A 12,166-nucleotide genomic window follows, 5' to 3' on the forward strand; every position below is an offset into this window, starting at 1 on the left:
TGCGATGGAACTGGCCCAGGTCCGGCTGCTCGTCACCGACTTCGCCGCCTGCTACCGCTTCTACGCCGAGGTGCTCGGCCTCAAGCCGCAGTCGGGCGCGGCCGGCGGGCCGTACGAGAAGTTCAGCCCCGCCACCGGGTCCGCGGGCATCGCCCTGCAGGACCGGGCGATGATGGCCGAGGTGCTGGGCGAGCTGGCCGGCCCGGCGAGCGGGCACCGCTCCCTGGTGGTGCTGCGGGTGGACGACCTCGACCGCTACTGCGCCGAGATCACCGCCCGCGGCGCGGCCCTGCTGCACGGCCCCGCGCCGATGACCGACCGCATGCGCGTCGCCCACCTCAAGGACCCCGAGGGCAACCTCGTCGAACTCCAGGAGTGGCTGCTGCTGCGCACCTGACCGTGCGGGTGCGGTGCGCCTGAGGCGCACGGGTGGCCGTGCGGGTGAGTGCGCGAGGGGCGCATGGGTGGCCGTACGGGCGGGCGTGCGCGGCGCGCGGGTGGCCGTATGCGCTCTTCCGTCCGCGGCGCCGGGGTGGCACGCTGCCATGCATGGGGGCACTGGGGCGCATCCGGCAACTGCCGCTGCCGCGGCGGGCGATGGCCGTGACGGGACTCGTGGCTGCCGGTGTGGCCGGGGCGGTCGCCTGCGACCCGGGCGGGCTGAGCTCCGCGGCCGTGGCGTACACCACCGACAAGACGGCGACCGCCGAGCTGAACCGGCGGGACGCGGCCGTGCGTTGGCTCAGCTGCACGGCCGGTTACGACGGCGGCGGCACCCGCACGCCCGGCGGGGCGGCGCCCACGGCCTCCGAGACCACCGTCGTCTCCGTCGACTGCCAGGGGCAGACCAAGGACGGGCGCAGGATCACCGTCACCGGGAAGGTGACCCGCGCCGTCAACGGCGCCTGTGTGCGCGGGAACCTGACCGCGAAGGTGGGCGGCCGGGTGCTGTTCCACGTCTCGGGCCTCGGCGACTGCGGCGCGACCGGCGGGCCCACCCGGGGCCGGCCCGGCGGGCCCGGCCCGACGGTCACCGTCACCGTCACCCGCACCCTCTGGTGCCAGGGCGACCCCACCTGCTGGCCCGTCCAGGGCAAGTGAGCCGCCCTCACAGGCCGCCGCCCTCACCGGCCGCGCGGGGCGCGGAAACCGGCCCGTGGTGATCTCCGGCGACTCCGCCCCCTGTCCGCGACCGGCGTCGCTGCGTAATGTGATCGCGTGACCAAGCCGCCCTCTTCTTCCTCCTCCGCATCGCCCGCCTACCTCCGGTTTCCGCACCTGCACGGCGAGTTGGCCGCCTTCACCGCCGAGGACGACGTCTGGCTCGCCCCGCTGGACGGCGGCAGGGCCTGGCGGCTCAGCGCGGACAACGTGCCGGTGAACCACCCCCGTATCTCGCCCGACGGCACCACCGTCGCCTGGACCTCCACCCGTGACGGCGCCCCCGAGGTGCACATCGCCCCGGTCGACGGCGGCCCCGCACGGCGGCTGACGCACTGGGGAAGCCGGCGGACCCAGGTCCGCGGCTGGACGCCGGACGGCCGGGTCCTGGTGACCAGCACCCACGGGCAGGCGAGCCTGCGCCGCACCTGGGCGCGCGCCGTCCCGCTCGACGGCGGACCCGCCGAGACCCTGCCGTACGGCCCGGTCGGCGACGTCGCCCACGGCCCGCACACCGTGCTGCTGTCCGCGCCCATGGGCCGCGAGGCGGCCTGGTGGAAGCGCTACCGGGGCGGCACCGCGGGCAAGCTGTGGATCGACCGCGAGGGCGACGGCGAGTTCGTACGGCTGCACGAGGAGCTGGACGGCAACATCGAGTACCCGCTGTGGATCGGGGACCGGCTCGCCTTCCTCTCCGACCACGAGGGCACCGGCGCGCTGTACTCCTCCCTCGCCGACGGCTCCGACCTGCGCCGGCACACCCCCCTGGACGGCTTCTACGCCCGGCACGCCGCCGGCGACGGCACCCGCGTCGTCTACGCCTGCGCCGGTGAACTCTGGGTCCTGGACGACCTCGACGGCGCCGAGCCGCGCCGGCTCGGCATCCGGCTCGGCGGCCCCCGCGCCGACCTCCAGCCCTACCCGGTGAACGCCGCCCACTGGTTCGGCTCCGCCGCCCCCGACCACACCGCACGCGGCAGCGCGGTCGCCGTGCGCGGCGCCGTGCACTGGGTCACCCACCGCAACGGCCCCGCCCGCGCGCTGGCCGCCGAGCCCGGCGTCCGCGCCCGGCTGCCGCGCACCTTCCGCGCCGAGGGGGAGGAGTGGGTGGTGTGGGTGACGGACGCCGAGGGCGAGGACGCCCTGGAGTTCGCCCCCGCGACCGGGCTCACCCCGGGCGCGACCCCGCGCCGGCTCGCCGCGGGGCAGCTCGGCCGGGTCCTGGAGCTCGCCATGGCGCCCGACGGCAGCCGGGCCGCCGTCGCCGCGCACGACGGACGGCTGCTGCTCGTCGAGCGGGAGACCGGCGAGGTGCGCGAGGTGGACCGCAGCGAGGACGGCGACGTGTCCGACCTCGCCTTCTCGCCCGACTCCGGCTGGCTCGCCTGGTCCCACCCCGGCCCGCGCCCGCTGTGCCAGCTCCGCCTCGCCAACACCACCGACCTGTCGGTCACCGAGGCGACCCCGCTGCGCTTCCAGGACTTCGCGCCGGCGTTCACCCTCGACGGCAAGCACCTGGCCTTCCTCTCCCACCGCTCCTTCGACCCGGTCTACGACGAGCACGTCTTCGACCTGGCCTTCGTCGAGGGCGCCCGCCCGCACCTGATCACCCTCGCCGCGACCACCCCGTCCCCGTTCGGCCCGCAGCGGCACGGCCGCCCCTTCGAGGCCCCCGACAAGGACGAGACGCCGGACAGCGAGGGCACCCCGACGACGCGGATCGACCTCGACGGCCTCGCCGACCGCATCGTGCCCTTCCCGGTCGAGGCCGCCCGCTACTCCAACCTGCGTGCCGCCCGCGACGGCGTGCTGTGGCTGCGCCACCCGGTGCGCGGTGTCCTCGGCGCCGGCCGCGCCACGCCCGACGACCCCGACCCCAAGACCGAACTCGAGCGCTACGACCTCGCCCAGCAGCGCATCGAGCACCTCGCCGCGGACGCCGACCACTTCGAGGTCAGCGGCGACGGCAAGCGGGTCCTGCTGTGGACCGACGGCAAGCTGAAGGTCGTGCCCAGCGACCGGCGCGCCTCCGGCGACGAGGACAGCGACTCCAACATCACCGTCGACCTGGGCCGGGTCCGGCAGAGCGTCGACCCGGCCGCCGAGTGGCGGCAGATGTACGAGGAGACCGGCCGCATCATGCGGGACCAGTTCTGGCGGGCCGACATGAGCGGCGTCGACTGGGACGGCGTCCTCGACCGCTACCGCCCCGTCCTGGAGCGCGTCGCCACCCACGACGACCTGATGGACCTGCTGTGGGAGGTGCACGGCGAGCTCGGCACCTCGCACGCCTACGTCGTGCCGAACGGCGGCCACGGCCACGGCCCCCGCCAGGGCCTGCTGGGCGCCGACCTCTCCCGCCACGAGGACGGCGGCTGGCGCATCGACCGCATCCTGCCCTCGGAGACCTCCGACCCCGACGCGCGCAGCCCGCTGGCCGCGCCGGGTGTCGCGGTGCGCGCCGGGGACGCGATCGTCGCGGTGGGCGGCATCCCGGTCGACCCGGTCACCGGCCCGGGTCCGCTCCTGGTGGGCACCGCGGGCAAGCCGGCCGAGCTGACGATCTCCCCGTCCGGCGGGGGAGAGGCGCGCCACGCGGTCGTGGTGCCGCTCGCCGACGAGGAACCGCTGCGGTACCACGCCTGGGTCGCCGACCGCCGCGCCTACGTCCACCAGCTCTCCGGCGGCCGGCTCGGCTACCTCCACGTGCCCGACATGCAGGCGCCCGGCTGGGCCCAGATCCACCGCGACCTGCGCGTGGAGGTGGCCCGCGAGGGCCTCGTCGTCGACGTCCGCGAGAACCGCGGCGGCCACACCTCGCAGCTGGTCGTGGAGAAGCTGGCCCGGCGGATCGTCGGCTGGGGCGTGCCCCGCGGCATGCGGCCCTACAGCTACCCGCAGGACGCGCCCCGGGGCCCCGTGGTCGCCGTCGCCAACGAGTTCTCCGGCTCCGACGGCGACATCGTCAACGCGGCCATCAAGGCGCTGGGCCTCGGGCCCGTGGTCGGCACCCGCACCTGGGGCGGTGTCATCGGCATCGACAGCCGCTACCACCTGGTCGACGGCACCCTGATCACCCAGCCGAAGTACGCGTTCTGGCTGGAGGGTTACGAGTGGGCCGTGGAGAACCACGGCGTCGACCCGGACGTGGAGGTCGTGCAGCGCCCCCAGGACTACGCGGCGGGCCGCGACAGACAGCTGGACGAGGCCGTGCGCATCGCCCTGGCCGCCCTGGAGGAGACCCCGGCGAAGACCCCGCCGCCGCTGCCCTAGCAGCCGTCGCTTCCCCAGCGGCGGAGGACGGCGCAGGAAGCGGACGGCAGGCACAGGAAGACAACGGCACCAGAAGACAACGGCACCAGAAGACAACGGCACCAGAAGACAACGGCACCAGAAGACAACGGCACCAGAAGACAACGGCACGAGAAGAGAACGGCACAAGAAGACAACGGCACAGGGCGAGCCGGGCGGCGCACGGGCGCCGCTCGGTACCATGCCCTGGACGAAGATCGCCACCGCCGGGAGGAAGCCCATGGCAGGGGAACCGCAGGACGACTGCCTGTTCTGCAAGATCGTCGCAGGTCACGTCCCCGCGACGGTCGTCCGCGAGACCGACACCACGGTCGCCTTCCGCGACATCAACCCCCAGGCGCCCACCCACGTCCTGGTGATCCCGAAGGCCCACTACAAGGACGCCGCGACGCTCGCCGCGGCCGCCCCCGAGCTCGCCGCGGACGTGCTGCGCGAGACCCAGGCGGTCGCCGACGAGGACAAGCTCGACAGCTACCGCGTCGTCTTCAACACCGGCCACGGCGCCGGCCAGACCGTGTGGCACGCCCACGCGCACGTCCTCGGCGGCCGCGGTCTCGAGTGGCCCCCCGGGTAGGCCGCCGTGTCCGTCCGTGAACTCGTCGTCCTCGGCACCGCCAGCCAGGTCCCCACCCGGCACCGCAACCACAACGGCTATCTGCTGCGCTGGGACGGCGAGGGCATCCTCTTCGACCCCGGCGAGGGCACCCAGCGGCAGATGCTGCGCGCCGGGGTCGCCGCGCACGACATCCACCGCATCTGCGTCACCCACTTCCACGGCGACCACTCCCTCGGCCTCGCCGGGGTGATCCAGCGCATCAACCTGGACCGGGTGCCGCACGGGATCACCGCGCACTACCCGCGTTCCGGCCGGCGCTTCTTCGAACGGCTGCGGTACGCCACCGCCTACCGTGAGACCGTCGGCCTCACCGAGGCCCCGGTGCACGCCGACGGCCCGCTCGCCCAGACACCGGCGTACACGCTTCAGGCCCGCAGGCTCTCGCACCCCGTCGAGTCCTACGGCTACCGGCTCCTCGAGCCCGACGGTCGCCGGATGCTGCCCGAACAGCTCGCCGCACACGGCATCACGGGCCCGGACGTGGGCCGCATCCAGCGCGAGGGGTCCCTGCGCGGAGTGCCGCTGGAGGCCGTCAGCGAGGTGCGGCGCGGGCAGCGGTTCGCGTTCGTCATGGACACCCGGATGTGCGACGCGGTGCACGCCCTCGCCGAGGGCTGCGACATGCTGGTCATCGAGTCCACCTTCCTCGACGAGGACGCGGCACTGGCCGAGGAGCACGGTCATCTGACGGCCGGGCAGGCGGCGCGGGCGGCACACGAGGCCGGCGTGCGGCACCTGGTCCTCACCCACTTCAGCCAGCGCTACACCGACTCCGACGAGTTCGAGCGGCAGGCCCGGGCGGCGGGCTTCGAGGGGGAGCTGACCGTGGCCCACGACCTGCTGCGAGTGCCTCTCCCGAAACGCCGGTGAACCGGCCGTACGATGCTGTGATGCCCCTGCCGAAAGCCGAACTGCACCTCCACGTCGAAGGCACCCTGGAGCCCGACCTGGCCTTCGAGCTGGCCGCGCGCAACGGCGTGGAACTGCCGTACCCGGACACCGGCGCCCTGCGCGACGCCTACCGGTTCGAGGACCTGCGGTCCTTCCTGGACCTGTACTACGCGCTCATGGCCGTACTGCGCACCGAGCGGGACTTCGAGGACCTGGCGAACGCCTATCTGGCCCGGGCCGCCGCGCAGGGCGTGCGGCACGCGGAGATCTTCTTCGACCCGCAGGCCCATACGGCCCGGGGCGTGGAGATGGGCACGGTCGTCGAGGGGCTGTGGCGGGCGCTGGGCCGCAGCGAGGAGAACCACGGCGTCTCCACCCGGCTGATCCTGTGCTTCCTGCGCGACCAGCCGGCCGAGTCGGCGCTGGAGACCCTTCGGGCCGCCCGGCCTTACCTGGACCGGATCACCGGGGTCGGGCTGGACTCGGCCGAGGCCGGGCACCCGCCGGTGGAGTTCCGCGAGGTCTACCAGGCCGCTGCCGCCCTCGGCCTGCGGCGCGTGGCGCACGCCGGTGAGGAGGGCCCGCCGGAGTACATCACCCAGGCGCTCGACGTGCTCGGCGTCGAGCGCGTGGACCACGGGCTGCGCTGCATGGAGGACCCGGCCCTGGTGGAGCGGCTGGTGCGCGAGCGCGTCCCGCTGACGGTGTGCCCGCTGTCCAACGTACGGCTGCGCGCCGTCCCCGCCCTGGAGGCGCACCCGCTGCCCGCCATGCTCGACGCGGGGCTGCTGTGCACGGTCAACTCCGACGACCCGGCCTACTTCGGCGGGTACGTGGGCGACAACTTCGACGCGGTGCGCTCGGCGCTGGGCCTGGGCGAGGAGCGGCTGCGGGAGCTGGCCCGCAACTCCTTCCTGGCGTCCTTCCTCGAGGACGACGAGGAGCGGCGCCGCCGCTGCCTGGCCGAGGTGGAGGCGTACGAGTTCTCCTAGCCGGGCGCTCCCCGGCCCCCCTGATCCTCTACTCGCCTGATCCTCTACTCTCCCCGCTCCTCCGGCTCCGCCGCGGCGCGCAGTTCGCCGGCCGCCTCGCGGTAGGCCCGCGCGGCCCGTGCGAAGTAGTCGAAGAGCACGTCGAGCTGCTCGGCCGAGTAGCCGCCGAGGATCTCCGCGATCCGCCGCCGGGCGGGGGCCATGACGCGGTCCAGGCCGGCGGGCTCGCCGAGCGGCTCCACGATGACCCGGCGCCGGTCCCCGGGGTCGGGGGTGCGGCGGACGTAGCCCGCCCGTTCCAGCCGGTCGACCAGGCGGGTGGTCGGTCCCGTGGTCAGGCCGGTGCGCCCGCCCAGCTCGCCGGGGGTCATCGGCCCCTCCAACTGGAGGATGTTGAGCGCGTACAGATCGGTGGCGCCGAGCTCGCAGGCCCGGGCGCTCGCGTGCGCGTGCATCAGGACCGCGCTCAGATAGCGGCGGTAGACCTCACTCGCGTCGGATCCCGTCGGCGGCGTTGACACGGGGTGCCCCTCTCCCTAATCTCTTCTTCAAAGAAGAGAAATCTTCCATGAAGATACTTCACTGGAGAAGTTACCATGAGGGGGCCATCATGACCGCCACGCGCGCGGCGGACGCCGCCGCCATCCGTACCCTGCTGGAGGAGAGCCGTGCCGCCTGGGACCGGGGCGACGGGGCGGCGTACGGCGGGTGCTTCACCCGCGACGCCACGGACGTGACCTACGCCGGCACCGTCTATCGCGGCGGGGCGGAGATCGGACGCGCCCACCAGGCCCTGTTCGACGGGTTCCTGAAAGGGAGCCGGCTGACGGTGGAGATCGACGAGATCCGCTTCCACGGGACCGGCACGGCCGTCGTCGTCACCCGCGGCGAGGCCGGCAAGGGCCGGCCGAGGCGCCTGGGCAAGGTCGCCACGTACACGGTGGTCCGCGAGGACGACGGGCGGTGGCGGATCGCCGCCGTGCAGAAGACCCGGCGGCGGCGCCTGCTGGAGGCCGTCTCCTTCCGCTTCCAGCCCGCGACCAGGCCCGCGACCCGGCCCGCCGTCCACTGAACGCCGTGCCGGCAGCCGTTCGGGCCCTGTCGGCACCGTCCGGAGCCGTGCCGGCAGCCGCTCCGGCCGCAGCGGTCGCGTCGGCCGCGGGAGCCGCCCCGTCCGGGGCGGGCGCGCGGCGCCGTCCGGCGTGACGGCCGACCCCTTGTCGGCGCTCTGGTGCACACTGGCCTGATCCGCACCATGCCAGGGAGCGCACCGTGACCGCGTCCACCACGCCCGCCGGGAAGGGGCCGCACGACCCGCAGGACCAGGAGTACCCGCAACCCGACGACCCGCGGGGCCCGGAGGCCGAGTACCCCCAGGACCGCGAGTACATCGTCGGCGCGCCGCACACCCCCGTCCCGCCGCAGGTCGACCCGCTGGCCGCGCTGCGCACGCCGGACGACCCGCCCTGCGACGTCTACCTCACGGGCACCGTCTTCCTCGACATCGTCTTCACCGGGCTCGACTCGGCCCCGGTCCGCGGGACCGAGTCCTGGGCGCGCGGGATGGGTTCGAGCCCCGGCGGCGTGGCGAACATGGCGACCGCGCTGGCCCGTCTCGGCCTGCGCACCTCCCTGGCGGCCGCGTTCGGCGACGACCACTACGGGGAGTACTGCTGGGACGCGCTCGAGCAGGGCGAGGGCATCGACCTCACCCCGTCGCGCACCGTCCCCGGCTGGCACTCGCCGGTCACCGTCTCCATGGCGTACGAGGGGGAGCGCACCATGGTCTCCCACGGCCACGAACCGCCCCCCGAGGAGCCCGCACCCGACTGCCCGCCCCGCGCGCGGGCCGCCGTCGCCTCACTGACGCCGGGCCGCAGCGCCCCCTGGATCGCGGAGGCGGCACGCAGGGGCACCCGGATCTTCGGCGACGTCGGCTGGGACGAGACCGGCGCCTGGGACCTGGCCGGCCTGACCGACCTTCAGCACTGCGAGGCGTTCCTGCCCAACGCCGAGGAGGCGATGCGCTACACGGGCACCGGCTGCCCGCGCAGCGCCGCGCACCGGCTCACCGAGTACGTCCCGGTCGCCGTGGTGACCCTCGGCGCCGAGGGCGCCTACGCGGTCGACCGGCGCACCGGGGAGACCGCCGAGGTGCCCGCGATCGCCGTGGAGGCGCTCGACCCGACCGGCGCGGGCGACGTGTTCGTGGCCGGGTTCGTCACCGGCTCGCTCGCCGGCTGGCCGCTGGCCGACCGGCTCGCCTTCGCCGGGCTCACCGCGGCGCTGTCGGTGCAGGAGTTCGGCGGCTCGCTGTCGGCGCCCGGCTGGTCGGAGATCGCGGCCTGGTGGCGCCGGGTGCAGTCGGTGCCGGGCCAGGACCCGGCGGCCCTGCGCCGGTACGCGTTCCTGGAGGGCCTGGTGCCGGAGGCCGACGTGGAGCCCTGGCCGCGGCGCAGGGCGGTGCCGACCATCGGCTTCGGCAGGTCGGCGTGACCGGGCGGCGGTCCTGGCGTCCGGGGGGCGGGGTGTTCGGTCGTTCGGGGGCCGGGGTGTTCCGGCGTCCGGGGGGCGGGGTGTTCGGTCGTTCGGGGGCCGGGGTGTTCCGGCGTCCGGGGGGCGGGGTGTTCGGGCGTTCGGTGGCCGGGGTGTTCCGGCGTCCGGGGGGCGGGGTGTTCGGGCGTTCGGTGGCCGGGGTGTTCCGTTGTCCGGCGAGCGGGTCGTTCCGCCGTACGGCGCGCGGGTCGTTCTCCTGCGCGGCGGCTGCCGGCCGCCCGTTCCTCATACGCGGCTGAGACCCGCCCGGACCCCGGCCCCGACGTGCGCCCGGGCCGGGGTCCGCCATTGACAGCTGACTTTTCCTGCTCGACCATCGGCGGAATCAAGCACGTTTTTGCAAGCCTTCCCGACCTCCTCCGTCGAAGGACATGCGCCGTGCGCAGACCATTACGCAGCTCCCGGGTGCTTCTCGCCGCCCTGTGCCTGGCCCTCGCCCTCCCCGTCGCCCTCGCCGCACCGCAACGGGCCACCGCGCAGCCGGAGAACCCGCCGGCCCCCCACGGCCCGCGCCTCACCCGCTCCGCGGCCGCACTCACCCTCACGGTCCCCCGCGGCCGCGGAACCCCCGGGTACGCACTGCGCGTGACGACCGGTCAACTCGCCCTCGTCACCCTCCGCTCCGGCGCCACGGTCCTGGCCACCGCCCCCGCCGGCACCGGCGCCCTGCGCTTCCGCGCCGCCGGCGTCTGGCAGTACGCCACCCGGGTCACCGACTGGAGCTGGCGGGACGGCACGCTCACCCTCAGCGCCGCCACGACGCTGCCCGGCACCACCGTGGAGGCCCGCCTCACCCCGTCCGCCGACCGCTACCAACTCGACTGGCAGGTCGGGGGAGTGGTGCCCGAGCGCCTCGGGCTCGCCTACGACCTCCGGTCCGCCGGCCACTGGTACGGCCACGGCGAGACGCAGACCCCGCACGGCGGCCCCGCCACCGACCAGCCGTGGCCGCTCGACAGCGGCCAGGTCGTCCACCCCTCCTTCGGCCCGGCCTCCTACTACATGATCGACCCCTTCTGGTACACCTCGTCCGCCACCGGGGTGCGCGTGGACACCGGGCACGTGATGGACGTGGCGATCAACCGGAACGGGGACGGGCTCGCCCGCCTCGACGTCGACTCCCCGCGGACCGACCCCTACCGGGCCACCGTCTTCGTCGAGTCCACCCCCCGGGAGGTCTACCGCGACTACGTGGGCCTCGTCGGCGTACCGGCCAAGTCCGACGCCGGCTACCGCCAGTTCGCCGAGCCGGTGTGGAACTCCTGGGCGCAGTTCTACACCCACGTCGACCAGGCCAAGCTCCTCGACTACGCCCAGGACCTGCACGACAACGGCCTCACCGGGCACACCCTCCAGCTCGACGACAAGTGGGAGTCGAACTACGGGAACATGACCTTCGACCCGACGGCCTACCCCGACCCCGCCGCCATGTCCCGCCGCATCCACGAACTCGGCTTCGGCTTCGGCCTCTGGGTCACCCTGTGGATCAACCTCGACTCCGACCAGTACCGTTACGCGGCCGACCACGGCTACCTGCTCGCCGACGCGGCGAACCCCGCCCGGCCCTGCCGGGTCACCTGGTGGAACGGCACGGCCGGCATCGTCGACCTCGCCAACCCCGGCGCCAGGGCCTGGTACGAGGGCCGCCTCCGCGCGCTGATGGACGCCTACGACGTCGACGGCCTGAAGTTCGACACCCGCTTCTTCGACGAGCGCTGCGCCCCCTCGCCGGGGTACCGGCCCACCGACTACCAGCGCCTGGGCGCCCGGCTCGCCGACGAGTACGACCTCCAGGGGGTCGGCATCCGCGTCCACTGGAGCGAGGCGGCGCACCAGGCCGGCTTCGTCACCCGGCAGGTGGACAAGGGCACCGGCTGGAACTCCCTGCGCGCCTCGGTCACCCAGAACCTCGCCATCTCCACGATCGGCTACCCCTTCGTCACCACCGACATGATCGGCGGGTCCAGCGGCCAGCCGGCGCCGTCGAAGGAGGTCCTGGTGCGCTGGGCGCAGTCCGCGGCCCTGATGCCGCTGATGTACGCGTCCACGTCACCGGTCGACACGATCGACGTCACGACGGGCCGGAAGGTGGTGTACGACGCGGAGACGATCGCCCTCTACCGCGAGGCCGTCGGCCGGCACGCGCGGCTCGCGCCCTACATCTGGGACCAGGTGCGGCGGACGCTGCGGACCGGCGATCCGATCATGCGGCCGCTGTTCTTCGACTTCCCGGAGGACGCGGCGGGGTACACGATCACCGACGAGTGGATGCTGGGGCCCGCCCTGCTGGCGGCGCCACAGCTGGGGGACGCGGGCGTCCGTGACGTCCACCTGCCGCCGGGCCGGTGGTACGACGTGGCCCGTCACCGGGTGGTGTCCGGCGGGCGTACGGTGCGGGCGTATCCCACGCCGTTGGGCGTGAGCCCTGTCTTCGTGCGGGTCGGGGCGGAGGGGGCGGAGGGGGTGGTCAGGGCGCTGGGCGGTTCCCGGGGCTCCGCCCCGGGGGCCCCGGCGGGGGCTGTGCCCCCGCGCCCCCGTTCGCCTTTGCCCACCCGCCCGCCCGACTCGGTGGGGTGAGGGGTCACCGTCCCTGGGGCTCCGCCCCAGACCCCGGGCGGGGGCTGCGCCCCCTGCACCC

General features: G+C 74.6%; 10 protein-coding genes. 9 read left to right on the forward strand and 1 reads right to left on the reverse strand.

All coding sequences use genetic code 11. The features are described from left to right. Nucleotides 1-4 precede the first annotated feature (4 nt). From ACI2LW_RS30770 to ACI2LW_RS30795, 6 genes are all read left to right on the forward strand, one after another. Complete coding sequence (locus ACI2LW_RS30770; RefSeq protein ID WP_404734527.1) at nucleotides 5-397, forward strand: VOC family protein; 393 nt, start codon at nucleotides 5-7, stop codon at nucleotides 395-397. Between the two features lie 152 nt (nucleotides 398-549). Continuing rightward, nucleotides 550-1,101, forward strand: coding sequence for a hypothetical protein (locus tag ACI2LW_RS30775; RefSeq protein WP_404734528.1), 552 nt, complete (start codon nucleotides 550-552; stop codon nucleotides 1,099-1,101). A gap of 117 nt (nucleotides 1,102-1,218) precedes the next feature. Next, nucleotides 1,219-4,434: a S41 family peptidase gene (locus ACI2LW_RS30780; protein ID WP_404734529.1), complete on the forward strand. Its 3,216-nt coding sequence runs from the start codon at nucleotides 1,219-1,221 to the stop codon at nucleotides 4,432-4,434. Between the two features lie 259 nt (nucleotides 4,435-4,693). Further along, nucleotides 4,694-5,047: a histidine triad nucleotide-binding protein gene (locus ACI2LW_RS30785; protein WP_404734530.1), complete on the forward strand. Its 354-nt coding sequence runs from the start codon at nucleotides 4,694-4,696 to the stop codon at nucleotides 5,045-5,047. Nucleotides 5,048-5,053: 6 nt separating this feature from the next. Beyond that, entirely contained in the window at nucleotides 5,054-5,959 is a 906-nt protein-coding gene (locus ACI2LW_RS30790; RefSeq protein WP_404734531.1) for a ribonuclease Z, read from the forward strand. Between the two features lie 20 nt (nucleotides 5,960-5,979). Further along, nucleotides 5,980-6,972 carry an adenosine deaminase gene (locus ACI2LW_RS30795; RefSeq protein ID WP_404734532.1) on the forward strand — a complete coding sequence of 331 codons (993 nt, stop codon included), beginning with the start codon at nucleotides 5,980-5,982 and terminating at the stop codon, nucleotides 6,970-6,972. Nucleotides 6,973-7,016: 44 nt separating this feature from the next. Here the strand turns inward: ACI2LW_RS30795 and ACI2LW_RS30800 are convergent, their stop codons facing one another. Continuing rightward, nucleotides 7,017-7,493, reverse strand: a complete 477-nt coding sequence (locus ACI2LW_RS30800) for a MarR family winged helix-turn-helix transcriptional regulator (RefSeq protein ID WP_404734533.1) — start codon at nucleotides 7,491-7,493, stop codon at nucleotides 7,017-7,019. An 89-nt stretch (nucleotides 7,494-7,582) separates the two neighbouring features. Here ACI2LW_RS30800 and ACI2LW_RS30805 point away from each other — a divergent pair, with 89 nt between their 5' ends. From ACI2LW_RS30805 to ACI2LW_RS30815, 3 genes are all read left to right on the forward strand, one after another. Beyond that, nucleotides 7,583-8,044: an SgcJ/EcaC family oxidoreductase gene (locus ACI2LW_RS30805; RefSeq protein ID WP_404734534.1), complete on the forward strand. Its 462-nt coding sequence runs from the start codon at nucleotides 7,583-7,585 to the stop codon at nucleotides 8,042-8,044. Nucleotides 8,045-8,361: 317 nt separating this feature from the next. Then, nucleotides 8,362-9,468 (forward strand): carbohydrate kinase family protein, encoded by a 1,107-nt coding sequence (locus ACI2LW_RS30810; RefSeq protein WP_404734538.1) that lies wholly within the window; start codon nucleotides 8,362-8,364, stop codon nucleotides 9,466-9,468. A gap of 438 nt (nucleotides 9,469-9,906) precedes the next feature. Beyond that, a complete protein-coding gene (locus tag ACI2LW_RS30815; protein ID WP_404734535.1) occupies nucleotides 9,907-12,105 on the forward strand; it encodes a glycoside hydrolase family 31 protein in 2,199 nt (732 codons plus the stop codon). Nucleotides 12,106-12,166 lie beyond the last annotated feature (61 nt).

It is taken from the genome of Streptomyces sp. NPDC004065, assembly GCF_044903565.1.
Classification (GTDB): Bacteria; Actinomycetota; Actinomycetes; order Streptomycetales; family Streptomycetaceae; genus Streptomyces.

Excerpts from the sequence above, each read along its gene's own strand:
- ACI2LW_RS30795 (WP_404734532.1), top strand. The coding sequence starts at position 5,980 with ATGCCCCTGCCGAAAGCCGAACTGCACCTCCACGTCGAAGGCACCCTG.
- ACI2LW_RS30770 (WP_404734527.1), top strand. The coding sequence starts at position 5 with ATGGAACTGGCCCAGGTCCGGCTGCTCGTCACCGACTTCGCCGCCTGC.
- ACI2LW_RS30775 (WP_404734528.1), top strand. The coding sequence starts at position 550 with ATGGGGGCACTGGGGCGCATCCGGCAACTGCCGCTGCCGCGGCGGGCG.
- ACI2LW_RS30805 (WP_404734534.1), top strand. The coding sequence starts at position 7,583 with ATGACCGCCACGCGCGCGGCGGACGCCGCCGCCATCCGTACCCTGCTG.
- ACI2LW_RS30785 (WP_404734530.1), top strand. The coding sequence starts at position 4,694 with ATGGCAGGGGAACCGCAGGACGACTGCCTGTTCTGCAAGATCGTCGCA.